This window comes from Phyllobacterium sophorae (assembly GCF_003010965.1).
Classification (GTDB): domain Bacteria; phylum Pseudomonadota; class Alphaproteobacteria; order Rhizobiales; family Rhizobiaceae; genus Phyllobacterium; species Phyllobacterium sophorae.
Genome location: NZ_PGGM01000002.1, coordinates 581,442 through 607,613 on the forward strand (window position 1 = coordinate 581,442; position 26,172 = coordinate 607,613).

The 26,172-nt window shown below is 56.2% G+C and carries 26 protein-coding genes and 1 tRNA gene; 17 read left to right on the forward strand and 10 right to left on the reverse strand.

Annotation, left to right across the window (positions count from 1 at the left end):
* Positions 1 to 340 precede the first annotated feature (340 nt).
* Positions 341 to 1,765, forward strand: a complete 1,425-nt coding sequence (tig, locus tag CU103_RS06790; protein ID WP_106663135.1) for a trigger factor — start codon at positions 341 to 343, stop codon at positions 1,763 to 1,765.
* 66 nt (positions 1,766 to 1,831) lie between these two features.
* Here the strand turns inward: tig and CU103_RS06795 are convergent, their stop codons facing one another.
* The 5 genes from CU103_RS06795 to sfsA all read right to left on the reverse strand — a co-directional run bounded on the left by CU103_RS06795 (position 1,832) and on the right by sfsA (position 5,951).
* The gene (locus CU103_RS06795) at positions 1,832 to 2,551 is read right to left on the reverse strand and encodes a 3-keto-5-aminohexanoate cleavage protein (RefSeq protein WP_106663136.1); all 720 of its coding nucleotides are present in this window, start codon (positions 2,549 to 2,551) and stop codon (positions 1,832 to 1,834) included.
* 126 nt (positions 2,552 to 2,677) lie between these two features.
* Positions 2,678 to 3,511, reverse strand: coding sequence for an AraC family transcriptional regulator (locus CU103_RS06800; protein WP_106663137.1), 834 nt, complete (start codon positions 3,509 to 3,511; stop codon positions 2,678 to 2,680).
* A 72-nt stretch (positions 3,512 to 3,583) separates the two neighbouring features.
* Positions 3,584 to 4,387: a RadC family protein gene (gene radC / locus CU103_RS06805; protein WP_106663138.1), complete on the reverse strand. Its 804-nt coding sequence runs from the start codon at positions 4,385 to 4,387 to the stop codon at positions 3,584 to 3,586.
* A gap of 13 nt (positions 4,388 to 4,400) precedes the next feature.
* Positions 4,401 to 5,231 carry a type I methionyl aminopeptidase gene (map, locus tag CU103_RS06810; RefSeq protein ID WP_106663139.1) on the reverse strand — a complete coding sequence of 277 codons (831 nt, stop codon included), beginning with the start codon at positions 5,229 to 5,231 and terminating at the stop codon, positions 4,401 to 4,403.
* An 18-nt stretch (positions 5,232 to 5,249) separates the two neighbouring features.
* Positions 5,250 to 5,951 carry a DNA/RNA nuclease SfsA gene (gene sfsA / locus CU103_RS06815; RefSeq protein ID WP_106663140.1) on the reverse strand — a complete coding sequence of 234 codons (702 nt, stop codon included), beginning with the start codon at positions 5,949 to 5,951 and terminating at the stop codon, positions 5,250 to 5,252.
* Positions 5,952 to 6,271: 320 nt separating this feature from the next.
* Between sfsA and CU103_RS06820 the strand changes: the two genes are divergently transcribed.
* On the forward strand, positions 6,272 to 6,454 hold the full coding sequence (locus CU103_RS06820; RefSeq protein WP_210203715.1) for a hypothetical protein: 183 nt from the start codon (positions 6,272 to 6,274) through the stop codon (positions 6,452 to 6,454).
* A 118-nt stretch (positions 6,455 to 6,572) separates the two neighbouring features.
* Here the strand turns inward: CU103_RS06820 and CU103_RS06825 are convergent.
* The 3 genes from CU103_RS06825 to CU103_RS06835 all read right to left on the reverse strand — a co-directional run bounded on the left by CU103_RS06825 (position 6,573) and on the right by CU103_RS06835 (position 10,192).
* A tRNA-Glu gene (locus CU103_RS06825) sits at positions 6,573 to 6,647 on the reverse strand.
* A 144-nt stretch (positions 6,648 to 6,791) separates the two neighbouring features.
* Entirely contained in the window at positions 6,792 to 8,048 is a 1,257-nt protein-coding gene (locus CU103_RS06830; protein ID WP_106663348.1) for a YcbK family protein, read from the reverse strand.
* A gap of 323 nt (positions 8,049 to 8,371) precedes the next feature.
* A complete protein-coding gene (locus CU103_RS06835; RefSeq protein ID WP_106663141.1) occupies positions 8,372 to 10,192 on the reverse strand; it encodes a PHA/PHB synthase family protein in 1,821 nt (606 codons plus the stop codon).
* A 120-nt stretch (positions 10,193 to 10,312) separates the two neighbouring features.
* Here CU103_RS06835 and CU103_RS06840 point away from each other — a divergent pair, with 120 nt between their 5' ends.
* The 7 genes from CU103_RS06840 to CU103_RS06870 all read left to right on the forward strand — a co-directional run bounded on the left by CU103_RS06840 (position 10,313) and on the right by CU103_RS06870 (position 18,663).
* Positions 10,313 to 10,657, forward strand: a complete 345-nt coding sequence (locus CU103_RS06840) for a hypothetical protein (protein WP_106663142.1) — start codon at positions 10,313 to 10,315, stop codon at positions 10,655 to 10,657.
* A 256-nt stretch (positions 10,658 to 10,913) separates the two neighbouring features.
* Entirely contained in the window at positions 10,914 to 12,131 is a 1,218-nt protein-coding gene (locus tag CU103_RS06845) for an LL-diaminopimelate aminotransferase (protein WP_106663143.1), read from the forward strand.
* Between the two features lie 69 nt (positions 12,132 to 12,200).
* On the forward strand, positions 12,201 to 13,517 hold the full coding sequence (locus CU103_RS06850) for a homoserine dehydrogenase (protein ID WP_106663144.1): 1,317 nt from the start codon (positions 12,201 to 12,203) through the stop codon (positions 13,515 to 13,517).
* A gap of 178 nt (positions 13,518 to 13,695) precedes the next feature.
* Positions 13,696 to 14,685: a class II fructose-bisphosphatase gene (glpX, locus tag CU103_RS06855; protein WP_106663145.1), complete on the forward strand. Its 990-nt coding sequence runs from the start codon at positions 13,696 to 13,698 to the stop codon at positions 14,683 to 14,685.
* Between the two features lie 207 nt (positions 14,686 to 14,892).
* Positions 14,893 to 15,450 carry a hypothetical protein gene (locus CU103_RS06860; protein ID WP_146147753.1) on the forward strand — a complete coding sequence of 186 codons (558 nt, stop codon included), beginning with the start codon at positions 14,893 to 14,895 and terminating at the stop codon, positions 15,448 to 15,450.
* A 76-nt stretch (positions 15,451 to 15,526) separates the two neighbouring features.
* Positions 15,527 to 17,317, forward strand: coding sequence for a single-stranded-DNA-specific exonuclease RecJ (gene recJ / locus CU103_RS06865; RefSeq protein ID WP_106663147.1), 1,791 nt, complete (start codon positions 15,527 to 15,529; stop codon positions 17,315 to 17,317).
* A gap of 101 nt (positions 17,318 to 17,418) precedes the next feature.
* Positions 17,419 to 18,663 (forward strand): Y-family DNA polymerase, encoded by a 1,245-nt coding sequence (locus CU103_RS06870; protein WP_106663148.1) that lies wholly within the window; start codon positions 17,419 to 17,421, stop codon positions 18,661 to 18,663.
* Between the two features lie 240 nt (positions 18,664 to 18,903).
* Here CU103_RS06870 and CU103_RS06875 read toward each other — a convergent pair whose 3' ends face one another.
* Positions 18,904 to 19,161 carry a YjhX family toxin gene (locus CU103_RS06875; protein ID WP_106663149.1) on the reverse strand — a complete coding sequence of 86 codons (258 nt, stop codon included), beginning with the start codon at positions 19,159 to 19,161 and terminating at the stop codon, positions 18,904 to 18,906.
* Between the two features lie 277 nt (positions 19,162 to 19,438).
* Between CU103_RS06875 and CU103_RS06880 the strand changes: the two genes are divergently transcribed.
* Positions 19,439 to 19,738 carry a nuclear transport factor 2-like protein gene (locus tag CU103_RS06880; protein WP_210203716.1) on the forward strand — a complete coding sequence of 100 codons (300 nt, stop codon included), beginning with the start codon at positions 19,439 to 19,441 and terminating at the stop codon, positions 19,736 to 19,738.
* A 21-nt stretch (positions 19,739 to 19,759) separates the two neighbouring features.
* Here the strand turns inward: CU103_RS06880 and CU103_RS06885 are convergent, their stop codons facing one another.
* A complete protein-coding gene (locus CU103_RS06885; protein WP_106663151.1) occupies positions 19,760 to 20,539 on the reverse strand; it encodes a bestrophin-like domain in 780 nt (259 codons plus the stop codon).
* Between the two features lie 233 nt (positions 20,540 to 20,772).
* Between CU103_RS06885 and CU103_RS06890 the strand changes: the two genes are divergently transcribed.
* The 7 genes from CU103_RS06890 to CU103_RS06920 all read left to right on the forward strand — a co-directional run bounded on the left by CU103_RS06890 (position 20,773) and on the right by CU103_RS06920 (position 26,147).
* Entirely contained in the window at positions 20,773 to 21,876 is a 1,104-nt protein-coding gene (locus CU103_RS06890) for a DNA cytosine methyltransferase (RefSeq protein WP_106663152.1), read from the forward strand.
* Between the two features lie 47 nt (positions 21,877 to 21,923).
* Positions 21,924 to 22,940: a DUF262 domain-containing protein gene (locus CU103_RS06895; protein WP_210203717.1), complete on the forward strand. Its 1,017-nt coding sequence runs from the start codon at positions 21,924 to 21,926 to the stop codon at positions 22,938 to 22,940.
* A gap of 55 nt (positions 22,941 to 22,995) precedes the next feature.
* Positions 22,996 to 23,754 carry an MAE_28990/MAE_18760 family HEPN-like nuclease gene (locus CU103_RS06900; protein ID WP_106663153.1) on the forward strand — a complete coding sequence of 253 codons (759 nt, stop codon included), beginning with the start codon at positions 22,996 to 22,998 and terminating at the stop codon, positions 23,752 to 23,754.
* A gap of 4 nt (positions 23,755 to 23,758) precedes the next feature.
* Entirely contained in the window at positions 23,759 to 24,193 is a 435-nt protein-coding gene (locus tag CU103_RS06905) for a very short patch repair endonuclease (RefSeq protein ID WP_210203718.1), read from the forward strand.
* 259 nt (positions 24,194 to 24,452) lie between these two features.
* On the forward strand, positions 24,453 to 24,842 hold the full coding sequence (locus tag CU103_RS06910) for a nuclear transport factor 2 family protein (protein ID WP_106663155.1): 390 nt from the start codon (positions 24,453 to 24,455) through the stop codon (positions 24,840 to 24,842).
* Between the two features lie 26 nt (positions 24,843 to 24,868).
* On the forward strand, positions 24,869 to 25,309 hold the full coding sequence (locus tag CU103_RS31020) for a hypothetical protein (protein ID WP_146147754.1): 441 nt from the start codon (positions 24,869 to 24,871) through the stop codon (positions 25,307 to 25,309).
* 67 nt (positions 25,310 to 25,376) lie between these two features.
* A complete protein-coding gene (locus tag CU103_RS06920; RefSeq protein WP_106663157.1) occupies positions 25,377 to 26,147 on the forward strand; it encodes a pyrroline-5-carboxylate reductase in 771 nt (256 codons plus the stop codon).
* Positions 26,148 to 26,172: the final 25 nt, after the last annotated feature.

Sequence of the window (26,172 nt, forward strand, 5' to 3'; positions counted from 1 at the left end):
TTCCTTGTCACCTCGCAATCGTGGGTAGCGGAGGGCTTAGGATCCGCAATTTCGCCGCCCGCGATGGCTCCACCATTGATTTTTGTACTGAGTGGAAGTAAAGGGAGCGACCAGTCGGTAAAGGTGCAATTCTTCCGCAACTTTGTGCCACATTCTGTGATACAATCTGTGCCACAAATTGAGAGTTGAGTTAGAAATAAGGCAATAAAATCAACGTGGATGGCAGGAGCTGAGCTTGCTCCATCCGCACCGAAGCCACGATGGCAACAGTTTTTCTCCCGCAAATTGGCAACCAAGCCGGAGACGGCGGGACAAATGTTAAAAAAGTGAAGGTTTGGACATGCAGGTTACTGAAACGCTCAATGAAGGGCTGAAGCGCGAGATCAAGGTCGTTGTTCCGGCCAAGGATCTGGAAGCAAAGCTTTCCGAACGCCTCCAAGGCGCCAGCGCCAAGGCGCGTATTAACGGCTTCCGCCCCGGCAAAGTGCCCATGAGCCATCTACGCAAGATGTATGGCAAGTCGTTCATGGCTGAAGTTGTCAATGAGATCTTGAGCGATTCATCACGCTCGATCCTTGCCGATCGCAACGAAAAGTCGGCAACCCAGCCTGAAGTCGTCATGACCGAAGACGAGAAGGAAGCGGAAAAGGTCTTGAGCGGCGAGGCGGATTTTGAATTTTCGCTGAACTACGAGGTTCTGCCTGCGATCGAGATCAAGGATACCTCTAAGATCAGCGTCACGCGTGAAGTTGTCGACGTAAGCGATGAGGAAGTCGAAGAGCAAGTCAAGCGCGTTGCAAGTTCTGCCCAGACCTTCGAAACGAAGAAGGGCAAGGCCGAAAGCGGCGACCGCGTTACCATGGACTACCTCGGCAAGGTCGACGGTGTTCCCTTCGACGGCGGCGCTGACAGCGATGCAACGCTTATTCTCGGTTCTGGCCAGTTCATTCCGGGCTTCGAAGACCAGCTGATCGGCGTCAAGGCTGGCGACGAAAAGCAGATCAACGTGACGTTCCCGGCCGAATATGGTGCCGCCCATCTTGCTGGCAAGGACGCAACCTTCGACATCACCGTCAAGGAAGTTGCCAAGCCGGGCGAACTTGAAATCAACGACGAGACCGCCAAGAAGCTCGGCATCGAAAGTGCGGACCGCCTGCGTCAGGTCATCCGTGAACAGATCGAGAGCCAGTACGGCACGTTCACCCGCCAGAAGGTAAAGCGTCAGATTCTGGATGCGCTTGATGGCGAATACAAGTTCGAATCGCCGGAACGCCTGGTAAATGCCGAGTTCAATAACATCTGGGCACAGATCGGTAACGATCTTCAGGAAGCCGGCAAGACCTTCGAAGACGAAGATACGACGGAAGAAGAAGCTCGTGAAGAATACCGCAAACTGGCTGAACGCCGTGTGCGCCTGGGCCTCGTTCTTTCCGAAATCGGCAACAAGGCCGGCATCGAAGTAACTGAGGAAGAATTGCAGCGCGCCGTTTACGACCAGGTTCGCCGTTATCCCGGCCAGGAACAGCAGATCTATGAATTCTTCCGCAAGACTCCGGAAGCGGTCAACAATCTGCGCGCTCCGATCTTCGAGGAAAAGGTTGTCGATCACCTTCTTTCGAACATCACTGTTACCGACAAGAAGGTGACCAAGGAAGAGCTGATGGCTGACGACGAGGCGGATGCCAAGCCCGGCGAGGCCAAGAAGCCTGCCAAGAAGGCGGCGCCGAAGAAAGCCGCCAAGAAGAAGTCCGACGACGAGGCATAAGCTTCACCGTTCCGATCATAAAGAGGCCGCTTCAAGCGGCCTTTTTTCTTGCCTTGAGTGACCTGTTCAGTACGCACGCGCCAGAAGAACCGCCGCACCAACGATATCAGCGTTGCCGGCGGCTTTCTTGCCCGAGGGAAGGAGATTGCCATCCTCAAGCCCAACGCGACTGTCATAGCCTCGAGCCATGGCCTCTCTGAACATCGGCCACACACTCGCTTCATCGCCATGCATCAGAATGGGAAGCCTGAATTTGGCTCGCGCCAGGACCGATATGATTCCCGTTGCAGCGGCCAGGCCTTCGTCGATGTCCTGTTCGTTGATTTCAATCAACACGCGAAGGCATTTTCTGGCGTCAGGCAATGTCACGAAGCGCTCGGCATCACTGATGGACCAAAGTCCGGCTTCCACCCCAATGCCCTTGCCGAGAATCAGTGAGATCACGTCCGGAGCGTCTTCTTCGATAAGATTGACGGAAACATAATCAGGAAGTACCTGCCACCGCTCGATCTGTCCCTGGCGTGCCGTGCCACCGGGCGGTATGCGCCAATGGGTCGAAAGTCCGATGGGAGTGCCCGGTACATTGTGACGGATTGCAAGTATTGCCTCTGCCGTGTCGTTGGGATCGAGGCTCTCGGCACCGCTGGAACTGCGAGGATGGATGTGCAGTTCGCTTGCACCCGCCGCCACCGCAGCTGCTGCGTCTTTGGCGAGTTCTGCCGCCGTATAGGGCACCGCAGGATGAAAGTCGCGTGTTCGTCCACCGTTCAAGCAGGCTTGCAGCATGGTATGCACTCCAGTCGCGTAACCGCAGTTGATCATAGCGGATTTCGTGCTGACAGCGAGATGTCATGATAAATGAGCGAAAAACAGGGGGTGGGGATGGAACTCCCGCAACCCCCACTTTTGATGTCAGTTCTTGATCGGAATCCAGATCTCCATGCCGCCATTGCCGGTTCGTGGGTCGAATTCGGGGCCGTATCGCTCGAAATTCGGTGCGTCGGCAACTTCATGCCGGGATTCGGGCAGGTACTTGCCCCAGATGGTCATCATGGTGCTGCGGATCGACGAGATGTGGTCCCGATGCGTGAAAACCAGATACCGCTGTGCGGGAATGCGCACCCGGCTGAATTCGTCCGGAAGATCGGAAAAGTCCGTAACTTCCACGCCCGCAATATAGTCGAAATTGTTCTCTTCGTCGCTGTTGCAGCAGACGCCGTAGTAAATGTCGCCAACCTGGCCGGACACATTGCCCGCATAGGCATTGAATTGCTGCCATTGGGACGGGATCGCCTTGCTGGTCTCACAATTATAGCGGGCACCGATGCCAGCGATGAGCATTGCTTTGCCCTCGACGGTGCGGGGTGTTTCGAGATTTACAACAAATGATTCATCCATTTTGAGTGCCTCCACCATTGGAATGTTTTCGACATGGCCTTGCGTACGGACCTGTTCCGGCGTGAAACCGAACTGGTCGCGAAAGGCCCGGGTGAACGCTTCATGGGAGTTGTATCCGGCGCCGAGAGCGACGCAGAGAATATCCGGGGCACCCTTGGAAAGGATCTTCGCCGCTTCGGTCAGCCGCCGGCCGCGCAAGTAGCCACTGACAGAACGGCCTGTGAAAACGGCGAATGCGCGGGACATGTAGAAGCGGGATATGCCGGCCGAGGCCGCAATATCGTCCAGTGTAATGTCCTCGGCAAAGTGACCTTCGATAAACCAAATCGCCTTCTCAACCGGATTCATTCAAACCTCCATTTAGCACGGAACCGGGATAAGGGCTTTTGGTGTGGCGCATTTGATTATGTTTGCGCTCGGCTAGAAAAGATTCAGACCTTTGAGACTGGCATGGCCATTCTTGCCGATAATGATGTGATCATGCACGACGATGCCCATCTGCGCACCAATATTGGCGATGGTCTTGGTCATGTCGATATCGGCTTTGGAGGGTGTCGGATCACCGGAAGGGTGGTTATGCGTCAGGATGATGGCGCTGGCGGAAAGTTGCAGGGCCCGCGCAATGACCTCGCGCGGATAGACGGGCGTGTGATCCACAGTTCCAACTTGCTGCACTTCATCGGCGATCAAAGCATTTTTCTTGTCTAGAAACAGGATGCGAAACTGTTCGCGCGGTTCGTGCGCCATGGCCGCTACGCAGTAATCCATGACTTTACTCCACGAACTCAATACGGTCTTTTCCCGAATATCACTGCGGATCATGCGGTGGGTGAGGGCGGAGACGAATTTAAGATCGAAGGCCGCAACCGGCCCGCAACCTTTCACTTCCAGCAGCAGATGTTCCGGTGCGCCAAGGACCTCGGCAATCGAGCCGAAACGGGCAAGCAGCGCCTTGGCCAAGGGTTTTGTATCGCCCTGCTTGAACGACCGGTAGAGCAGCATTTCCAGCATCTCATAATCGGCAAATCCTGCATGGCCGACTTTTTGAAATCGTTCTCTCATCCGCTCGCGGTGGCCGTGATAATGCGGGGGATCTTCCGCCGGCTCGGTCTTCTGCTCCGCGTTGCGCTCTCGCGCTTCTGGCTCAACGGCAGGTTGTTTGGAGGAGAGTTTCGTCGAGGGTTCGTTGAGGAAGAAAGTCGGTTCTGGCTTTTCTTCGCTCATTTGCCTCGCGTTCCTATTCGAGTTTCAATCCCGGCGCGAACAAACCGGCCGGCGACAGTGTAAAGATCTCGCAGCCATTATTGGTGACGCCAACCGTGTGCTCATATTGCGCAGTCAGCGAGCGGTCGCGGGTAACCGCCGTCCAGCCGTCGGCGAGAACTTTTACGTGCGGGCGGCCTAGGTTGATCATCGGCTCTATGGTGAAGATCATGCCCTCGCGCAGTTCGACGCCTTCGTTCGGTGTGCCGTAATGCAGTATGTTCGGGGTGTCGTGGAAAAGCTGGCCGACGCCATGGCCGCAGAAATCACGCACGACCGAGCAGCGTTCCGACTCTGCGTAGGATTGGATTGCGGCGCCGATAGCACCAGTGCGGGCACCGGGCCGTACAGCTGCTATACCGCGCATCAAACTTTCGTGGGTAACTTCCATTAGCCGCTCGGCAGCACGTTTTATTTCGCCGACGGGATACATGCGGCTTGAATCGCCGTGCCAGCCATCGAGGATATATGTCACGTCCACGTTGACGATATCACCGTCGCGCAATGGCTTGTCATCTGGAATGCCGTGGCAGACCACGTGATTGATCGACGTGCAGCTGGATTTGGTATAGCCGCGGTAATTCAGCGTTGCGGGCAGCGCGCCGTGATCGGCACCGAATTCAAAGACGAATCTGTCGATCGTGTTCGTCGTCACGCCCGGCGCGACGATCGATGCTAGCTCATCCAGGCAGCGTGCTGTCAACTGGCACGCCTTGCGCATAGCCTCAAACCCTTCCGGGCCGTGAAGCCTGATCTGCCCGGTGTTCTTAAGGGGCGCGCTTTGCGCATCGAGATAGGTGACCATTATGCTGTCCGCTTGACGTCAGTCGATAATTGGCATCGTGCTGATTGCAGCAATGCCGGTAGGCGTGATGTGGCATTTTAATGCGTAAGCTTCAACCCCGCGCCGCATTGCCCGCTCAAAAGCAGCGGCATAAATGGGATCGAGGTCACCGCAGATTTTCAAGCTATCGCAGTCTCCACGCTGGATGACGTAGAGCATGACACCACGATGGCCACTTTCAACCATGTTGCCAAGTTCGTCCAGATGTTTTGCGCCGCGTGCAGTCGGAGAATCGGGAAATTCCGCCAGGCCATTCGTCCTCGAAAAATGCACGTTCTTGACTTCGACATAGGCGCTGGGACGCTCCCCATCATGCAGCAGTATATCGATGCGCGAATTGATACCGTATTTCTGCTCGCGTTTCAGTTCGCCGTAGCCCGTCAACGTGGGCAGCAAGCCCGACAGGATTGCTTCTTCCGCAATGCGATTGGGAAGGCCGGTGTTAATGCCGACAATTGTGCCCTGCGCTTCGACCATCTGCAATGTGTGCGGATATTTGCGTTTGGTGTCGTTCGAAAGCGACAGCCAGACCCTGATACCAGGATCGGTCAGCCCAAGCATCGAACCGGTGTTGGGAACCGAGCTGGTAATGGGATTACCATCATCCAGGATGATATCGGCGAGAAAGCGCTTATAGCGTTGAACCAGCCGGCCGGTGACGAGAGGGGACGTGAAGATCATCGCAACGGTTTAGCCGACCTCGAACGTCATAACAATCGTGGGTCGTGGTCCAGGCGGCGCCTGTCTTCCATAAAAAAACCTGCCTTTTGAAAGGCAGGTTAGTTTGCTCTGGGGTGGGAGAATCGGGCTCGAGTGGAGGTTGATTCGAACCCTGCTGCCGCAGATATGAGTGGCGGCAGTGATTTATGATAGGTCAGCTCATGATTTCGGTCTCATAACTTTGTCTAACAGCCGGTGACAAAGCTTGAAAAAACTGGACTGTTCTAATCCACAAGTCTGTCACATGCTATGTGCAGGGACGAAACCCATCAGGAGGAGACATGATGAAACTCAAGTTTTTCCTACCGTTTGTTGCTGTCGCGGCATTAACTTTGGCGGCCTGTGACAACAAGCCGTCAGAAGGCACAACCACACCGCCCGCGACCACATCCGAACCGACAACGCCCGCTCCCGCACCAGCCACCCCGGCTCCAGATCCGGCGAAGCCGGCACCAGCAAACTAGGCTGGACAACAGAATACGCAAACGGCCGGCTCATTTGCAGCTGGCCGTTTTCATTGCAGACGAACACAAAACCGTGAGAGTTTCGCGCCGTAAAGCTTTGATCTTCCTGGAAAAAACCTGGTACGCCCAAGGGGAATCGAACCCCTGTTTGCGCCGTGAAAGGGCGCCGTCCTAACCGCTAGACGATGGGCGCCGCTCGGTTAAGCGGCTTATAGTGAAACAGGTTTTCCGCCGCAACCCCATAAAGCGTTTTTTTTCGAAAAAATGGAACTTGTTCAATTCGCGGGCCGGATAGATGGGTCCCACCCCTCATCGGCAAAGTATTTCGTAGGTGAATTTAGGCCCGCCGGCGTGAGCAGCGCCAGTTCCAGTCGCGCCGCGGACCAATATCGACGTGTACTGATTCGGTATGACAATAGGTGCCAACTCCACCTCGTCCTGACATGGACCGCGCAAAATTAGCCAATTCCCACTTGGAAACCCCAGGAATTTGAATGTCCGCTGCGGCGCAGGACATGTGCAGCGAGGCCTTGGCGCCGTTTACCAGGCGGTTATAGGGTGGGCTGCGATAGCCGGAGGTAACAATTACCGATTTGCCGTAGCGGCGCTCGAGAGTCTTGAGGATACCGACGAGCTGCGGCTTGAGGCAGGCAACCTGTACGCTTTCGCGTTGAACTTTGAGGCCGTTCGGTGCAAGGCGCGCCAGACCTGCCGCCGACGCCAGAATCAATGGTGCGCCAGCTGCTTCGATGTCATCATCGGCATAAAGACTGTCGCGCTGCATGATCTGGATGCCGGCATTGGGCCGCACGCCAGGCAGCGATGACAGATGTTCCGTTTTGCCAGCAAATGATTCGGCGGACGGAAGCGCCGATGCGGTCTGTACCGGGGTTTCAACCGCCCGGAGCTGCGGCTGTGATTTTGGCTGGATGACCGCAACCTGGCGGCTTACCGGCGATTTTGCCTGGTTGTTGGCAAAGAGCCGGACGAGCAGGCCATTATCCCTGCCGGACGGCGGCTTCCTTTCGGGCGTTGCAGCCTGCTCCGTATTGGTTTCAGCAGCGTCGCCAGCTTTGGCATTCGTGGGTTTGGCGCCATCCTTATCAGCAGCAGTCGATTGCTGCGTCTCCTGTGGCTGGGCGGGCTGCGGGGCAGGCGGCGTCCTTGTTGAACTGCCAAACAAGGAAGTTCTGACGGGCGGCGCCACAGCGGCAGCCGCACCTGCGACCTCTTGTGTCTCTTCTGTTTTGGCTGGGGTGTTCGATCCGAACAGGGATGACTTGACGGCGGGCTTCATCTCGGCAGGAGCAGCTGCTTGCTGCGTTTCTGCTGTGGGCGAGGGCGTTGCGCCGGCGATCTGCGCGGGCTTGCCGTCACTGGGTTTGGCGGCCTCTGTGACAGCCTTCAGGGCGTTGGTCTCGGTGGTGCCTGCCAGGGCAAGCGCTTCCGGAGCAACGGTCTCAGTTCCGCTTGATGGCAGGGAAGAATCGGCGGCATGCTTTGAATCGCTGGTTGGGGAATTTTCCGGGGTGACGGCCAAAGCAGAAGTAACACTGGGGCTTGGTCCAGTCGAAGTGCAAGAAGTAGCGGCCATAGCAGAAAGCACGAGGACGCATGCAACCGTGCTCGCCCGAAGGGCCGAAACTGAAGCTGGCAGTATGTTCAACGATTCCCCCGTCTCGTCTTTTCCGGCCCCGTAGCTGTTCAGTCCGGTCCGCTTTTGTAAGAGCAGAAAGCTCGCGAAGTTCTATTGAAGTGCAAATAACACCGGCAGAGAGTCGCCAGAGTTAATGAACTTTTATCATCTGCACAAGGCGTCAAGTATACGTAGAATGAGGCGAAAACGTGATTGGCCACTTTCTTGCCATTGTCGAGAAGTCTTCTTGAAGCGATTTCACAGACTGGAACCGGTTGTTTTCATACACGCACGCGTACATAGGTTCCGGGCGCATCGGCAAGAATCTCCATGTTATTTTCGCCAGGCTTACGGGCAGGAACACGTTTCTTGTCCTGCGATTCGATCCATTTTTCCCAGTGTTTCCACCATGAGCCGGGATGTTCACTAGCCTTGGCCAGCCAATCGTCGAAAGAACCAACGGGCGCCGCGCCTGTCCAGTACTGGTACTTGTTCTTCTCCGGAGGATTGACGACACCGGCGATATGGCCCGAACCCGCAAGCACATAGGTAACATCGCCGCCAAAATACTGGCAGCCGGTAAAGACTGAAAGTGCGGGTGCGATATGGTCCTCCTTGGCAGCAAGATTGAAGATCGGGATCTTGACGTCACCGAGCGAGAGGTTTTCGCCGGCAAGCTGCATCATCCCGCGCACGAGGTTGTTGTCCAGATAGCAATTGCGCAGATAGTAAGAGTGGTTCGCCGCGCTCATGCGTGTAGCGTCGGCATTCCAATAGAGAAGATCAAAAGGTACCGGCTCGCGCCCGCGCATGTAGTTGTTGACGACATAGGGCCAGATGAGATCGCCGGAGCGCAGCATATTGAACGCGGTCGCCATGCGCGTGCCGTCAAGGTAACCCTCCGCTGACATTGCGTTCTCAAGGGCCCTGATTTGGTCCTCGTCGACAAAAACCTTCAGGTCGCCAGCATGGGTAAAATCCACTTGCGTGGTGAACAGGGTTGCACTCTTGATCCGGTCTTCACCTTCCCTGGCAAACAGCGCCAGCGCAGCGCTCAGCAGCGTACCTCCGACGCAATAGCCTATGGCATTGACGGCTTTTTCACCGGTGGCCTTCTCAATCGTATCCAGACCAAACCGCAGCCCCTCGTTGATATAGGCCGTCCAGTCCTTCAATGCGTGGCGCTGATCGGGGTTGACCCATGAGATGACAAAGACCGTATGCCCGCGATCAATGGCCCATTTGATGAAGGACTTTTCCGGATTGAGGTCGAGAATGTAAAATTTGTTGATCCAGGGCGGACAGATCAGAAGAGGGCGCTTCAACACGTCCTTTGTGGTTGGCTCATATTGGATGATTTCTGCCACGTCGCTGCGTGCGATGACCTTGCCCGGCGTTGTTGCCACGTTCTCGCCGAGCGCAAACTTGGTCAGGTCTGACTGGCGTAAACGCAGGTCGCCGCCGCCGGCGACAATGTCTTCCGCAAGCATCTTCATGCCACGAACGAGATTCTCGCCGTTGCTCGCAACTGTTTCTTTGTAGAGTTCCGGATTGGTCAGCAAGAAATTGCTTGGCGATGCGGCCGTGGTTATCTGCCTGACATAGAAAGCGGCCTTGTGCCGCGTGTGATCGTCGAGCCCTTCAGCATTCTCAACCAGATCTCCGGCCCAGCGCGCCGTGACCAGGTAGGCTTGTTTGAGAAAATCGAAAAAGGCGTTCTTGCCCCAGTCTTCGTCGGTGAAGCGCTTGTCGCCCTTTTCAGGCGTCACCACGTCTTCGACCTCTTCGCCGCCCATACGACGGATGGAATTCGACCAGATCGCCATATAGTTCGCGAACAGCTTCGTTTGCGCCTCCAGCGCGCGCGCCGGTTCAGACAGCCAGTATTCGGAAACCTTGGAGAGCGTTTTCACCACATCGGTGACAGGATCGGCCAGCGTATCGCGCTTCAGCCCCTTTTCGCGTGGCTCGACCCAGGCGGACGCAGCTTTGCCGGCTTGCTCGATCATATGGGCGACATTGCGCGCAAAGGCCTCTGGATCCTTGACGACATAATTATCAAGGTTTGGGGTCTTGCTGCTCTTGCCGCCTTGATTATCCATATAGTCGCTCCCTCCCGCCGCTAAAGCAATATTGACATCATATCATGAATTGGTGCTATCCCTCTAACGTGCAATTCTTATCACCATGATGAATATCGTTTTTTGCAGTCAGGACACACGATGAACACTCCGGTCAAAACCATCTTGCGCTTGTCGGTTGGCGCCGTTCTGATTGCTGGTTTGGGTGCTTGCGCCAATACGCCTCCTGCGCCCATGTCCAATTCCCCCTTGACCGGTCCCGTAAACACCGGGACATATCCGCATTTTACCCCGGATCCGAAAGGCGAGACGACGCAATTTACGCCTGAAGAAAAGGAAGCCTTGCGATCAAGGACCACTGCAGCGAAAAACAGCCAGGTTGGTCCGTCGTCGGATCCCGCGGTCGCGGCCCGCAGGCAAGCGGAGATGCAACTCCTTAAAAAGCAGCAGGCAGAAGATCTGAAGGCGATCGAGGGGAAGCTGTAAGCCCATAATCGCCCTCTGCTTCTTACGGGCTCAAAAACCCGCTCCGAATAGGCGCTCTACGGCTAGCATCACAATTCTACGAAGATGCGCTTCAACCACCGGTGGCTTCCCTCACACGATTTCACGGTCAGGCGCGAAAGCGGATGTGGCGGGGTTGGGCGCAAACGATTGCTATCCGCAATGATTGCTCGACCCCAGCGGCGTTTCGGTGTATAGCGCACGCGCACATTCAACCCTATTGACCGGACCCAACCCTATGGAAGAATTTCATAAAGTTCGCCGCCTGCCACCTTACGTTTTTGAACAGGTGAATCGCCTCAAGGCGAGCGCGCGAGCCGCGGGGGCGGACATTATCGATCTTGGCATGGGAAATCCGGATCTGCCGACGCCACAGGGCATCGTCGACAAGCTGTGCGAAGCCGTTCAGGACCCGCGCACGCATCGCTATTCTTCTTCCAAGGGTATTCCCGGTCTGCGCCGGGCGCAGGCTGCCTATTACGATCGCCGTTTTGGCGTCAAGCTCAACCCCGATACGCAGGTCGTGGCGACACTCGGCTCCAAGGAAGGCTTCGCCAATATGGCGCAGGCCATCACGGCGCCGGGGGATGTGGTACTTTGCCCGGATCCCACCTATCCGATCCACGCCTTCGGCTTCATCATGTCCGGCGGAGTTATCCGCTCAATTCCTGCTAAACCCGACGACCAGTTCATTCCGGCGTTGGAACGCGGCATCCGCCATTCAATCCCGAAGCCCCTGGCGCTGATTCTCAACTATCCGTCCAATCCGACCGCACATGTCGCTTCGCTGGATTTCTACAAGGACGTCGTGGCTTTCGCCCGCAAGAATGAAATCATCATTCTGTCAGACCTGGCCTATTCCGAAATCTACTTTGATGACACGCCGCCACCATCGGTCCTGCAGATACCTGGCGCGATCGATGTCGCCGTAGAATTCACGTCGATGTCGAAGACATTCTCCATGCCCGGCTGGCGTATGGGCTTTGCCGTCGGCAATGAGCGGCTGATCTCGGCGCTGACGCGGGTCAAATCCTATCTTGACTATGGTGCGTTTACGCCGATCCAGGTCGCTGCTGCCGCTGCGCTGAACGGTGACGGCTCCGACATTGCCGAAGTGCGCAATATCTACAAACATCGCCGTGAGGTGCTGGTGGAGAGCTTCGCCCGTGCCGGCTGGGAGGTCCCCGCGCCTGCCGCCACCATGTTTGCCTGGGCACCAATTCCCGAAAAATTCCGCAGCCTTGGCTCGCTCGAGTTTTCCAAACTGCTGATCGAACATGCGGATGTCGCTGTTGCCCCTGGCATCGGCTTTGGCGAACATGGCGATGATTATATCCGTATTGCCTTGGTGGAGAACGAACACCGGATCCGTCAGGCAGCCCGCAGTCTCAAGCGGTTTCTTGCAACCGCCGACGAAAAACTGCACAACGTCATTCCGTTGAACCTGCGTCGCTGATCGGACGCACGTCAAGGGAATCCGCGGCGCCGTCCGGCGCCGCTTCAGAAAATCTCAGGGAATTGAATGATGAGTGAAGCGCTGCGCGTGGGAATCGCCGGACTGGGCACGGTTGGTGCCTCGGTCCTGAAAATATTGCGTGACAAGGGCGAAATGCTCACCCGTCAGTGCGGCAAGGAAATTATTGTGACTGCCGTCTCGGCGCGTGATGCAAAGCGTGACCGCGGCGTGGATTTCTCGTCGGCGACCTGGTTCGACGATCCGATTGCTTTGGCCAGGTCCAACAATATCGATGTTTTCATCGAACTCATCGGCGGCGACGAGGGCCCGGCGAGGGCCTCGGTTGAGGCAGCGCTCAGGTCCGGCCGCCACGTCGTCACGGCCAACAAGGCGCTGCTGGCCAAGCACGGTGTTGCGCTCGCCAAGATTGCAGAAGACAAGGGGGTGCTTCTCAACTTCGAAGCGGCGGTAGCCGGCGGCATTCCCGTCATCAAGGCGCTGCGCGAGTCACTGACCGGCAACACGGTTTCGCGCGTCTATGGCATCATGAATGGTACCTGCAATTACATCCTGACGCGCATGTGGGACGAGGGCATTTCCTTCGAGGATTGCCTCGCTGATGCGCAGCGCCTTGGCTATGCCGAGGCCGACCCTACCTTCGACATCGAGGGCAATGATACGGCGCACAAGCTGGCGATCCTGACGAGTCTGGCTTTCGGCACTCAGATTGCGGCTGACGACATCTATCTCGAAGGCATCAGCAATATTTCGCTCGCCGACATCAAGGCGGCAGACGAACTCGGCTACCGCATCAAGCTCCTGGGTGTTGCATTGAAGACCGACAGCGGCATCGAACAGCGTGTTCATCCGACCATGGTGCCGGTCGAGTCCGTCATCGCGCAGGTCCATGGCGTGACCAATGCGGTGGCGATCGAAACCGATCTGCTTGGCGAATTGCTTCTGTCCGGCCCCGGTGCCGGCGGCGCAGCCACAGCCTCGGCGGTTATTGGCGATCTTGCCGATATCGCGAAGAGCCGTCCGGGCTTCCAGCATGGCCCGGTGTTTGGGACGCCTGCCAAGGCGCTTGCGCCTTACAAGCGTGCCAGGATGCGCGCGCATGAGGGTGGTTACTTCATCCGCCTGACTGTGCATGACCGCGCGGGTGTGTTTGCCGCGATTGCCAAGCGTATGGCCGACAACGACATTTCGCTGGAATCGATTGTGCAGCGTCAAAGCGCTCACGACCAGCCCGAGGCAACCAAAACGGTCATCCTCGTGACACACGAGACAACCGAGGCGGCCGTCAAGAAAGCGCTTGAAGGCATCGTCAAGGATGGCCACGCGACTGACAAGCCGCAGATGATACGCATCGAGCGTGCGGGTTAATCCTGTTCTAAAAACCCGGCTACACCGTTTAATCGATTAGCTTTTTCGGCGAGGGGATTTTCTTGCCCGTCGGCTCTTGCCGCACGGTTGTGACTTTGACAAAAGGTTTGCATACCGATGCTAAGGAACGCTGTATTTATTCGAAATATGGCAAATCGACACCAACGCAGGAAACATTATGCCGAAAAATTCCGACCAGATTGAAGCAGGTCTCGATCGTATTCTGACCCTTGAGCTAGTGCGTGTAACCGAGCGTGCGGCCGTTGCTGCAGCGCGGCTGCGCGGGCGCGGCGACGAGATGGCGGCCGATCAGGCGGCTGTTGACGCGATGCGCCAGGAGCTTAACCGCCTGCCCATCTCCGGTACTGTCGTGATCGGCGAAGGCGAACGCGACGAAGCGCCGATGCTCTACATTGGTGAGGAAGTTGGAACGCGCAACGGACCGGCGGTCGACATCGCGCTTGACCCGCTGGAAGGCACGACGATCTGTGCCAAGAACTTGCCGAATTCACTTGCCGTCATTGCAATCGCTGAAAAAGGCAATCTCCTCTACGCACCCGACGTATACATGGAAAAGATTGCCGTTGGACCCGGCTATCCGGCCGGGATCATCAATCTCGATGCACCGGCGATCGAGAATATCACTGCCGTGGCCAAGGCCAAGGGCGTACCCCTCAGTGAAATCACAGCCTGCATCATGGATCGTCCGCGTCATGCCCGCCTCATCGAGGAAGTGCGTGCAACCGGCGCTGCCATTCGCCTGATCGGCGATGGCGACGTGGCCGGCGTCATCCATACGACGGACCCGGATGAAACCGGGATCGACATCTATATCGGCATTGGCGGTGCACCTGAGGGCGTATTGGCTGCTGCAGCGCTGCGTTGCATCGGCGGCCAGATGCAAGGACGCCTGCAGCTCAACAGCGACGACAAGATCGCCCGCGCTGCCAAGATGGGCATCAGCGATCCGAAGAAGATCTATACGATGGAAGAAATGGCCAAGGGCGACGTGCTCTTTGCCGCGACGGGCGTTACAGATGGCAATATGCTTTCCGGCGTCAAGTTTGCGCGCGACTACATCCAGACCCATACGGTTGTCATGCGTTCGCATTCCCAAACAGTGCGCGAAATCAAGGCCAAGCACCAGGATCTGTCCAAGTTCCAGTAAGAACACTTTGGTCAGTTACATGGACTGCCGGTTCCGAAAGGGACCGGCAGTTTTGCTTTTTAACCCAGTTTCGTGATCAAGTGTGACTGTACCCTATTGGGATCAAATGATTTTTGCTATTTTGATCTCAGAGGAATTCATTCCGATAGGACAATCATGAATATCCGGTACGGAATAGCATGTAGTGTATTGTCGGCGGTCCTTGTTTTGGCCGCTGTTTCTTCGCTGCAAGCGCAGGAAGCGGATCTTGACCTCATTCAGGGCTATCGTTCCGGTGACATTCTGGTTGGACTTCCTGAAACCTCGGGTCCCTTTACTGTGATCAGCCGCACCAGTGATCCGCAAAACTTCAGCGCTACCGTGGAATATGGAGGTGTGGACGCGCGTGCGATCGTGTCGATCAATGGTGTCCGCGCCAGCAATGTTGCAGGCATGTACCCTGTCAGGGACGGGCCGGACGATCCTGTGGTGCGCAGCCTTCTCGATCAGGCTTTTCAATATCATAGCAGCCAGCCCAACCAGATCGCGGTACGAACCAATATCAGTTACGGCAATCGGGCCATGGCTTGCGTCAGTTCGGATGATCCCCAAAAGAAGGATGATTTTCTGGTCTGTGCGACTGGTGTTCTTGGCCGCTACATGCTGATTCAGCCGGTCATGAATTACAGGCTCAGTTCGAAAGGCGTGGTTGACCGCCAGCTCGCCGATTTCGCCTCATCGATGGCTCAGGCCATAAGCGAGCTGGCGCTGCCGGCGGGGAATTGAGCCACTGTCTGCGATTGCCGTTGGATACATCTTTCGAAGCATTGCATTCATTGCCGCCGGATGATTGAACCTTCAGATGATTTCTGAACGGCTCTTCCTCGGCGTTGAACAATCGGCAACCGGTCTGAAATGGGTCGACCGGCTGGGACAGCGCGAGGCAAATATCGCGCTTGCCATGGCGCAGAACCATGGTTTTCCCGATCTGGTGACGCGCGTTCTGGCGGGCAGGGGTGTTGGTCTGGACGAGGCGGCTTCCTTCATGGAGCCGACGATCAAGGGCCTGATGCCGGATCCAGCTTCGCTGACTGATATGAATAGGGCAGCGGAGCGCATCGCCAAGGCTATCGCCGGGCATGAGAAAGTTGCGATTTTTGGCGACTATGACGTCGACGGCGCCTGTTCTTCGGCTATCCTGTCACGTTTCCTGACCCATTACGGCATTGCCAACCGGATTTACATTCCGGACCGGATCTTCGAGGGCTACGGTCCCAATCCGTCGGCGATGCAGGAGCTGGCGGCGCAGGCGTCGCTCATTGTCACGGTCGATTGCGGCACCAACAGCGCGGCGGCGATTGAGGCGGCCAAGGCGGCAGGCGCCGAAGTGGTGGTGCTCGATCACCATCAGGTAGGCGGCGAATTGCCGGCTGCGGCGCATGCTGTTGCCAATCCGAACCGGGAGGACGATCTCTCCGGCCAAGGTCATCTCTGCGCTGCAGGGGTGGTATTCCTCACACTGGTGCAAACGCTGCGGATCATACGCGAAAAGCGCATCGCCACCGGCACGCTTGCGCCTGACCTCCTGTCGCTGCTCGATCTGGTGGCGCTGGCGACCGTGTGCGATGTAGTGCCGTTGAAGGAGCTCAACCGGGCCTTCGTCGTCAAGGGCATACTGGTGGCGCGGGCCCAGCAGAACGTCGGACTGGCCGCGCTGGCGCGTGTCTCGCGCATCGGCGAGCCGTTGAATGCCTTTCATTTCGCTTACCTCATCGGGCCGAGGATCAATGCTGGCGGGCGCATTGGCGATGCCGGGCTTGGCGCAAGGCTGCTGACGCTCGACGACCCCAACGAAGCGATGCGTATTGCCGAGGAACTCGACCGGTTGAACCAGGAACGCCAGGCGATGGAAACCATCATGCTGGAACAGGCCGAGACGGAAGCGATGGTCGAGCTCTCCGCCGGGGCGGGACCGGCAGTTCTGGTCACCGCCAGCGACGACTGGCATCCGGGCATCGTTGGGCTTATTGCGGCGCGGCTAAAGGAGCGCACGCGGCGCCCGGCTTTCGCCATCGCCTTCAACGCCAATGGCACGGGCAGCGGTTCCGGCCGGTCGATCAATGGCTTCGACCTGGGAAGGCTGGTGCGAAATGCGGTTGAACAGGGGCTTCTCGTCAAGGGTGGCGGTCATGCCATGGCGGCAGGAATCACGGTGGAACGGGGCAAGTTGGGCGCGCTAAGGGCGTTCTTCGAGGAGAATGCCAGCGACATGGTCGGCCAACTCCGCGGCAACGCATCCCTTGCCATCGATGGCGCGTTGAGCGCCGCGGGCGCCACTGTGCCCCTTTATGAAACCATGGAGAAGGCCGGTCCATACGGCTCCGGGCATCCGCAACCGGTTCTGGTACTGCCCCATCACCGGTTGGTCGATGCCCGGATGGTCGGCACGGCCCATGTCAAGGCGACGCTGGCCGGAGCGGACGGCAAGCGCATCAACGCTATCGCGTTCCGGGCGGTCGGCAGTCCACTCGGCGACTTCCTTTTCAATCAGTTGGGCCAGTCAATGCATGTGGCCGGCAACCTCGCTCTCAATCACTGGAACGGCTCGACCACCACGCAATTCCGCATCCTCGATGCGGCAAGAGCCATCTGAATCATCGTTTTTTGTCAGGATTGGACATTTCTCCTACAGATTTCTATTTCATATCTATATCACATATGTTCTAGTTTTGTTCTCAGTTGAGAGCTTCGAGCATGCGTAAACCGACCCATCCTGAAAAGCTGTATCTGGATTTCGACAGTTTCTTTGCCAGCGCCGAGCAGCAGCTCAATCCGGCGCTGCAGGGACGTGCGGTTGCTGTTGTGCCGCTGGATTCGCCCCATACCAGTGTCATCGCCGCGAGCCACCAGGCCAAGCCCTTCGGCATCAAGACGGGAACGCCGGTACGCGAGGCGAGGGAGAAATGTCCGGACATCGTCTTCATCGAAGCACGACCGGATGTATACGTAAAGTTGCACAACCGCATTCTCGAGACGATCGAGCGCTGCGTGCCGATTGCCTCGGTGCGCTCCATCGATGAGGTCTCCTGCAGCCTGCTGGCGTCGGAGGCGCGCGAAGCCGAGGCGCTGGTGGCGCGGATCAAGCGCGCCCTGCGTGACGAGATCGGGCCGATCCTCACCTGTTCAATCGGCATCTCGGTCAATGAACTCCTGGCCAAGATCGCGGCGGAAATGGACAAGCCGGACGGTTTTGTGCTGCTGGATCATGCCGACCTGCCGGGAAGGTTGTTCGACCTCGAACTGCGCGATCTGCCGGGCATTTCCAAGGGCATGGAGACGCGGCTGGGCGAGGCGGGCGTCACCGATATCCGCGGTTTGTGGGATCTCGCGCCGAAGCACGCCCGCGCCATCTGGAATAGCGTCGAGGGCGAGCGCTTTGTCTCGGCGCTGCATGGCTACGCGGTGGAAAAGCCGGAGACGGTCAAACGCATGTTCGGCCATGGCCGCAATTTGCCGCCGGACTGGCGCGCGCCGGAAAAGGTGCTGCAATGCGCCAGGCTGCTGACGCTCAGCGCCGCCCGCCGCCTGCGCCGCTCGCATTTCCGCGCCGGAGCCATGAGCTATACGATCGGGGTCAGGCGCGACAGCCGCGTGACACTGGAAGGCCAGTTCCGCCCGGCGCGCGACGACCATACTTTCCTGAATTGCCTCAATGATTTGCACGCAAAACTGCTGAAATCGGGCGAGATGCGCAACATCAGCAATGTCACCGTGGTGCTGCACGATCTATCCGGCGAGGAGGAGGCGAGCCGCGACCTGTTCGACACCGGCGCGAGCATGAAGCAGCGCGGCCAATCGGAACGCGTTTCGGATATACTCGACAAGGTGCGCGTGCGCCACGGCTCGAAGGCGCTAAACCTCGGGCCCATGAATGGCCCGGGCAACTATATCGGCTCGAAGATCGCGTTTGGGCGCATACCCGAGGCGGAGGATTTTTGAGGTTGATCCGATTTCTCTCCCTTGCGGGAGAGAAAGGATTTTCCCGGATTTAGCCCTTGCTAAATCCTTGGAAAATCCAAGTAAGGGGATACTTTTCTGTTGAAGTCAAGAATCCCCTCTCTTGCGATTTCTAGCACTTAGCAAGTGCTAAGGTGCTGAAATCGCTACCAGGGCGAGCCACGGAGCTCGCCCGCCTTTCGGGCCCCTCAATGGGGGAGATAACCGGCCGGACCCACGGTGCTACCGATTATCCAGCTCGGCGCGCACCAGTTGCAGCCCGCGCCGGGTGACCCGGTAGGGCCCGCCACCGGCGGACGCGATTGCCCTTTTCTGTTTCAACTTGCGAAACAGCCGAAGATCGCAGGCCATATAGCGGGAGCCATCGCGGGTGAGGCAGATGATCTCGACAATGGTCTTGCGTTGGTCTTTTTCGAGCAGAATCTTGCCGCCCTGGGCGAGCAGGTGAAGAATGCGCTGTTCGTCGCGCGAAATATCCATGTCTGTAGTCCTGAGGAAAACGGGCAAAAGCCCATGAAAACTCGTCCGCAGCCGGTGATGCCGGCGCGGGGCTCCTGTTTTCATGCCCCAAGCTTCAAGGAAGCTGGGCTTCAGCGGGACTCAGACTGAGAAGACATAAGGACTCCATCGGGTGGATGGCCGATATATAACGCGGACAATCCGGATGTCAAAGCGGCGCGGAACCTTCGCAGCTCCGGCGGGATTATAGATCATCACACGAGGGAGGATTGCCAAGGACCGCGCCGCGATCGAGCCATTGATTGCCGAGGATTTCCATTTCACCAGCCCGCTCGACAACCGCATTGATCGCACCATCTTTTTCGAACGCTGCTGGCCGAACAGCGAAATCATTGCGGGTTTCGAATTCATCCATCTCGTCCCCACGGGCGACAAGGTGTTTGTTGCCTATGAGGGCAGCAGCACCGACGGCCACAGGTTCCGCAACACGGAAATCCTGACCGTTCGCGAGGGCAAGGTCACCGACGCGGAGGTCTATTTCGGCTGGTCGATCCCGCACAAGGCAGAACCGGGCGGCTTCGTCGACAGTTCACAATAGGCAAGGTCCGGTCGCACTTGATCAGCTTGGCGCCGGCGGCGCCGCGCTGGCGATCTGCTCCTGCAGCCGCAGCAGCGGGCCCGGACTGAGCTCGGCCGGCGGGCTGTAGGGATTGGAGAAGGCGTAGATGAGAAACAGGATGATGCCGGTATAGGCGCCGAATATCGAAATCAGCAGGATATTTCGGCGCCGCGGCGGGTAGGAATAATAGGCGAGCGAAATGAAGAACAAGCCCGAAAGCGCGGCGAACCAGAATATCGCGCTCATGGTATCGGCAGCGGTGCTCTCGCGCCTGGTGCGGCTGTCGGAAACGACATAGATGCGGTCGAGCATGTGGCCGCGCAGGCTTTGCTGGCGCGGATTTGTTGGCACGAGGTCGAGAACCGCGCGATAGGCCTCGTCCCATTGCGCCCAGGCTTCCGGCGCCAGCCGGTCGGTCTCGCCAAGTTCCTGCCATTCCTTATCGACGACGACGCGGATATAATCGCTGAGTTCCTTCTGGATCGCTCCCTTCTCGGCATCGCCATAGCGCCCGGCATCGAAATAGATGTCGGCGAGGGCATTGGCCTCCGTGGCGGTCTGGTAGCGGAGCTGCTGGTAGTCGATCATCTCCTGCGCAAAAACCAGCGCCAGGATCAGCCCGTGCAGCGCGGAAATGCGGAAGATGACCGAGCTCGCCAGGTCTTTTTCGTGGGTCTCGGCCTCGCCGCCGGTGATCCACCGCATCAGGAAATAGGAAGCGAGCGTCAGCGCGATGGTTCCGCCGACGAAAATGGCACCGACAAAAACCTCGAAAAGCATGCGGCATCTCCCCCGGGACGGTATTTTTAGCTGCCGGTTATGCGCGTTGTGCGCAACCGGAGCAGCATTTATGCAACCGATGGTATCCCCTGGGGGTAATTTACGTGGATTTGGCGGGAATGCTACTGGGATCAATGAGTGCGCAGAAGCCAGAAATCAAATAGTGAATTTTCAACGTAATTAGCGTGCTGCCCCACTGGTAATACGATGTCCGACTCGGATATTGAAATAATATGACTAAGACTGTTTCTAACATGGTAGTTCAAGAAGATACGACCGCAGTCATCGACCTCTTTTGCGGGGCGGGTGGGCTGGCCTATGGTCTTAAGATGGCCGGGTTGCACGTGGCTGCGGGCGTCGATCTTGATCCAAATTGCAAGTATCCATTGGAAACAAATACTGACGCTGTTTTTGCGTGTCGGGATGTTTCGGACCTAGCTCCCGAAGATTTAACACAATGGTTTGGCGATGCTTCGGTTCGTGTATTGGCAGGGTGTGCTCCCTGTCAGCCATTTTCCACTTATTCACAAAGCCGTAAGTCAGTCGATCATCGGTGGACGTTGCTACGTGAATTCCAGCGTTTGGCCATGGCTGTTCGTCCAGAGATTGTTACCATGGAAAACGTTCGCGGTTTGGCGACCCAGGCCGTTTGGAGCGAGTTCGTCCAAGGGTTAGAGGAAAGCGGCTATACGGTTTCTTGGAGCGAAGTAACATGTACAGATTATGGTATTCCCCAAAATAGGAAACGATTGGTGTTATTGGCCTCTCAGTTTGGGCGAATTGAGCTGATCGAACCAACCGAGAAAAAAATTGTCACTGTAATGGATACCATTGGCGATCTGCCTCCCATCGCGGCAGGAGAGCAATTTGATGGTGATCCCTTGCATATATCATCGACATTGAGCTCTCTCAATCTGCGTAGAATGAAGGCTTCGAAACCAGGGGGAACGTGGCGAGATTGGCCGAATGACCTTCGAGCGGATTGTCATGTCCGCGAAACCGGAAAGACATACCCTTCGGTATATGGTCGGATGGAGTGGAACAAGCCCGCACCAACCATGACGACTCAGTGTTTTGGATTTGGTAATGGGCGGTTTGGTCACCCAAAACAAGATCGCGCTATCAGTCTTCGCGAGGCCGCGCTACTGCAATCGTTTCCACGCGATTATGCTTTCTTGAAACAAGACGAGCAAGTCTCTTTTAAGCGCCTTGGTACCTTGATCGTAAACGCAGTTCCACCAAAGCTCGGAGAAATAATTGGGCAATCCATCCGCCAGCACCTTGTGCAAGTGCGTAGTGGTACCCTGCCGGGAACACAACAACTGTCTCTGCTCTAAGATCGTCGGCGGAATATAATCGACCTTAAGAAAAATTGGGGGATTGCATGGGGAAACAGACACGGAAACGGACCGTTTCGGCTGAGCAAATAGCAGATGCCGAAAGGCAGATCGTAGACCGTTCCCGCCGTATTGATTTCTACATGACTGAATACTCAGTCGAATTGCTCGTCGAAAAATTGGGTCGGGAGGATTTCGTGATCCCGAAGTATCAGCGGGAATTCACGTGGGATCCGTTTCGGAAATCCCGATTTATCGAGTCCCTCATTATGGGCTTACCAATTCCGTTTCTTTTTTTCTGGGAAATGGACAGCGGAAAACTAGAGATCGTTGATGGCTCGCAGCGCCTTCGTACTCTGCACGAATATGTGCTTGGCGATTTGAAACTTTCCAATCTCGAAGAGTTGTCATCGCTTTCCGGTACCAGGTTTTCGGATCTCCCTCCCTCACGTCAAAACAAGATCAGGAATCGATCAATTCGCGGCATAGTACTTAACGAGCATGCCGATGATCAAGCTCGCTTCGATATGTTTGAACGAATAAACACCGGCAGCAAAGCAGCGAACACTGCTGAAGTCCGTCGTGGCGCGCTTGGCGGCCCGTTCTTAGATTTGGTGGTTGACTTGGCGCGTACGGAATCTCTGGCGGAATTAGCACCCGTGTCGAGCAAATCCGAGCGAGAGAGGATACGCGAAGAATTAGTGACCAGATTTTTTGCCTATGGTGATGGAATGGACGGATATCGAGACAGTCCATCCCGTTTCATATTTGAATATACGGGTAAGATGAATCAATCTTTTCAAGATCGACCTGAATTAGTTGAAGAGTACAGGGACCGATTTAACTTGGTAATGGCATTCGTTGAACGCGTGTTCCCTCACGGATTCCGCAAAACTGAGAATGCAAACACCACCCCGAGAGTTCGTTTCGAAGCAATCGCCATCGGTAGCTATCTCGCCCTCAAGGATCATCCAGAAATTGCAAACGGAGACATACCAGATGTTTCCGTTTGGCTCGAAAGTGAAGGGTTCAAGGAAGTACAACCTCTGATGCGGCTAATGTGAAATCCAAGCTGCTGAGACGCTTAGAATTCGTTCGCAATGCTCTTGTGGAGGGGTGATGCCAGACGAACTTTCCGAGCGTTTTGAGGAACGGTTCTCTGAAATACTTGCTTACTTGGATTTCTTGGAAAACGTTCAGACCGCAGTGCAATCTGGTGTTCCTCAACTAGGCGGTGAGGACGGTCTAGTGGTAACCACTCTGCAACAGCGGATTCTCTATTCGGGCGTGTACTTACAGCTATATAATCTTGTCGAGTCGACCATGACGGGATGTTTGGATGCAGTAAGCAAGGCTGCGATACAACAGGTCCACTGGGGCCCGGCGGATTTGAGCACCGAATTGAGACGTGAATGGGTCAAATATGTGGCTCGAACGCACGTTGAAATGGGTTCCGACAAAAGACTTGAAAAGGCCATCCTGCTTTGTGACCATCTGGTCTCGGCGTTGCCGGTCGGCCCGTTTGACATTGAGAAAGGTGGAGGAGGCAATTGGGATGACGGTGAGATTCATCGCGTCGCTCTACGAATTGGTTTCGATCTAAAGGTCAGCAAACGCTCGTTCAAAGATGTGAAAAAGATCGTACGAGATGATCTTGGATCAATGGCGTTGATTGTTAGCCTTCGAAATAAATTGGCTCACGGTTCAATGTCTTTCGCGGAATGCGGCCGATTTGATACGGTCAACGATCTAAAGCAGATATCAAAACGCGTCGCGGCTTATCTAAGAGAGGTGGTGGAGGCATTCATCACATATATAAAGGAACACAAATATTTACGACCGGAAGTCAGGCCACAGCAAGAGATACCAGCAAACTGACTCAGTGGAGAATATAACTTCTCCAGAGCGATCTTTGCTTATGTCGCGAATAGCGCAACGTGACACCAAACCGGAAATGGTCGTGCGACGATTAATTCATTCGTTAGGTTACCGGTTTCGTCTGCAAAGACGAGAACTACCGGGTACCCCCGATCTCGTCCTCCCACGATTTCGCAAAGTGGTATTCGTTCATGGTTGCTTTTGGCATCGCCATCCTGGTTGCAAATTAGCTTCATTCCCAAAAACAAAGATTGATTTTTGGCGCGATAAATTTTCGCGAAATATTGAACGAGACAATAGGAAAGAAGCTGAACTAATCGCTCTTGGCTGGGATGTCTTAACCGTTTGGGAATGCCAAACTCGGAAACCCGAAGCGCTACGCGTTCGGCTCCGTGATTGGCTCTCGGATTCCATTAATTGCAATAACAGTAATAATTAGCTGCCCCAACCGCCTCCGCCGCACCAACTCCGCCTTGCTTTCTCGCTGTGTCCTAATCAGCTTCCAACGCCGGTGCGTCGTTTTACGGGCTGACCGTCCACGTGCCCACGACGCGGTCGTGGCACCGCCACCGATTATGGTGCCGCCCGGCCTTGCGACCATCATCGATATTCTAATGACGTCCGTTTCCCGACACATCGGTGGAACTTGACAGCGATGCAGAGCGTTTTGCGGTGATACAACATTGCAGGAGGACGTCATGAACGCTCATGCCAAGCCAACGAAGAACGAGATCGTCAACCTTGAGAAATCCTACTGGGACGCGATGAAGGCGAAAGATGGCCGCCGCACTTCCGAACTCTCGGGGAAGACCGCGCTCGTCACCGGCGCACAGGGGGTCATGCGTATCGAGAAAGAGAAAATGGGTAAGATGACCGAGGAAGGAAATTGGAGCCTCGACTCCTATGCCCTTGAAGATGTCGAAGTATCCACGCCTTCGCCCGATATTGCGCTCATTGCATACACAGTTCGGCAGAGCGTCACGATGAACGGCAAGTCGCAAGATCTGCGGGCAGCCGACAGCTCTGTCTGGATACGCGGGTCGAAAGGATGGGAGTGTCACGCCCACAGCGAGACATTCTTAAAGTAATATAGCGGGGCCGCCAGCGTATATCCTTGCGTGCGGCCCGCCTTGAGACCAACGGAGTTGGCTTCGTCGTCGTGGGCCTTGGAGCAGACACCGCCAGTATTGGCGTCTGGAACATGAAGCTCGCCATGGGAGCACCAATTGAGTTAGATTGGTGCGCGTTTTGTTTTCGCTATCCTTCTGTAGGAATATTCATGAATAGACCATCAACGGCTCTTCTTCCTTTGGTCTTGACTATCGGTTTGCATTCCCCGCTTGCATTTGCCCAAGAGGACAGTGCAGCGCAGTATACAACCATCAACAAGATCATAAGAGGCGAGGGAAAGCCCGGTGAATCCGCTACGGCCAAGAACGGGGAAGTTATTTACACCGTTCTGGAAGGTGGCATCGTTGAAATCAGGAATATACGCTACAACACCGTGCAACGTTTCAGTACGATAAAGCCGAACGATAACTTCAAGTCAAAATAGCGACGCTCATGTCTGCCATTCGCACCATGGCATTCTGATGCGTGTACGTCAAAGTCAGCGGGGAACGATGAAACTGGGTTTTGTAGGAACGGGTGCCATAACCGAGGCCGTCGTCACCGGGTTGATGAAATCGAGAACGAATATCAGTGCAGTTACTGTCTCGCCTCGTAGTGCGCACGTCGCCTCCCGGCTGGCGGGGAAGTTTCCGCTCGTGCGCGTCGGCGTTGACAATCAGGATGTCGTGGACAGCGCCGACATCGTGTTTCTTGCGGTCAGACCACAGATCGCCGAGGAAGTGGTCAAATCACTCAGATTTCGTGAGCAACAGCAGGTGGTGAGTTTTATTGCTGCTGTCCAGATCGAGGCGCTTGCCGGCTGGATTGGCGTGCCCGTAACCATCACCCGGACAATTCCCCTGCCATTTGTCGCTGAGTTGCGGGGAGTGACGGCAATCTATCCGCCCAATGAGCAGGTAGCTGGGCTGTTCTCATCGCTCGGGACTGCGGTGCAGGCGGAGAACCTCAAGCAATACGATCTTTTCGGCGCGGCGAGCGCGCTGATGGCAACATATTTCGGCCTGCTGGAAACAAGCGCCCGTTGGCTCGAAGCGGAAGGAATGTCCTATGATCAGGCGAGTGCGTATCTGAAAGGGCTGTTTGGCGGCCTGTCCCATGTCACGGACGCCTCGAAGGAGCAATCGTTTGAGGCAATGGCTTCCGAGTTTTCGACAAAGGGCGGCCTGAATGAGCAGGTCCTTACGGAGTTTACCGGGAATGGTGGAACAAAGGCGCTGACGCTCGCTCTCGAATCCGTCCTCAAGCGTATCGAACAGAGCTGAATTACCGGGCACCAACATCCGGCTG

Coding starts and splice junctions, on each gene's coding strand:
- CU103_RS06920 (WP_106663157.1), top strand. CDS start 25,377: ATGAAACTGGGTTTTGTAGGAACGGGTGCCATAACCGAGGCCGTCGTC.
- recJ (WP_106663147.1), top strand. CDS start 15,527: ATGATTTCTGAACGGCTCTTCCTCGGCGTTGAACAATCGGCAACCGGT.
- tig (WP_106663135.1), top strand. CDS start 341: ATGCAGGTTACTGAAACGCTCAATGAAGGGCTGAAGCGCGAGATCAAG.
- CU103_RS06910 (WP_106663155.1), top strand. CDS start 24,453: ATGAACGCTCATGCCAAGCCAACGAAGAACGAGATCGTCAACCTTGAG.
- CU103_RS06800 (WP_106663137.1), bottom strand. CDS start 3,511: ATGAATCCGGTTGAGAAGGCGATTTGGTTTATCGAAGGTCACTTTGCC.
- sfsA (WP_106663140.1), bottom strand. CDS start 5,951: ATGATCTTCACGTCCCCTCTCGTCACCGGCCGGCTGGTTCAACGCTAT.
- CU103_RS06870 (WP_106663148.1), top strand. CDS start 17,419: ATGCGTAAACCGACCCATCCTGAAAAGCTGTATCTGGATTTCGACAGT.
- radC (WP_106663138.1), bottom strand. CDS start 4,387: ATGAGCGAAGAAAAGCCAGAACCGACTTTCTTCCTCAACGAACCCTCG.
- CU103_RS06850 (WP_106663144.1), top strand. CDS start 12,201: ATGAGTGAAGCGCTGCGCGTGGGAATCGCCGGACTGGGCACGGTTGGT.
- CU103_RS06840 (WP_106663142.1), top strand. CDS start 10,313: ATGAACACTCCGGTCAAAACCATCTTGCGCTTGTCGGTTGGCGCCGTT.
- CU103_RS06900 (WP_106663153.1), top strand. CDS start 22,996: ATGCCAGACGAACTTTCCGAGCGTTTTGAGGAACGGTTCTCTGAAATA.
- glpX (WP_106663145.1), top strand. CDS start 13,696: ATGCCGAAAAATTCCGACCAGATTGAAGCAGGTCTCGATCGTATTCTG.
- CU103_RS06885 (WP_106663151.1), bottom strand. CDS start 20,539: ATGCTTTTCGAGGTTTTTGTCGGTGCCATTTTCGTCGGCGGAACCATC.
- CU103_RS06795 (WP_106663136.1), bottom strand. CDS start 2,551: ATGCTGCAAGCCTGCTTGAACGGTGGACGAACACGCGACTTTCATCCT.
- CU103_RS06890 (WP_106663152.1), top strand. CDS start 20,773: ATGACTAAGACTGTTTCTAACATGGTAGTTCAAGAAGATACGACCGCA.
- CU103_RS06820 (WP_210203715.1), top strand. CDS start 6,272: ATGATGAAACTCAAGTTTTTCCTACCGTTTGTTGCTGTCGCGGCATTA.
- CU103_RS06830 (WP_106663348.1), bottom strand. CDS start 8,048: ATGGCCGCTACTTCTTGCACTTCGACTGGACCAAGCCCCAGTGTTACT.
- CU103_RS06835 (WP_106663141.1), bottom strand. CDS start 10,192: ATGGATAATCAAGGCGGCAAGAGCAGCAAGACCCCAAACCTTGATAAT.
- CU103_RS06875 (WP_106663149.1), bottom strand. CDS start 19,161: ATGGATATTTCGCGCGACGAACAGCGCATTCTTCACCTGCTCGCCCAG.
- CU103_RS06895 (WP_210203717.1), top strand. CDS start 21,924: ATGGGGAAACAGACACGGAAACGGACCGTTTCGGCTGAGCAAATAGCA.
- CU103_RS06845 (WP_106663143.1), top strand. CDS start 10,914: ATGGAAGAATTTCATAAAGTTCGCCGCCTGCCACCTTACGTTTTTGAA.
- map (WP_106663139.1), bottom strand. CDS start 5,231: ATGGTCACCTATCTCGATGCGCAAAGCGCGCCCCTTAAGAACACCGGG.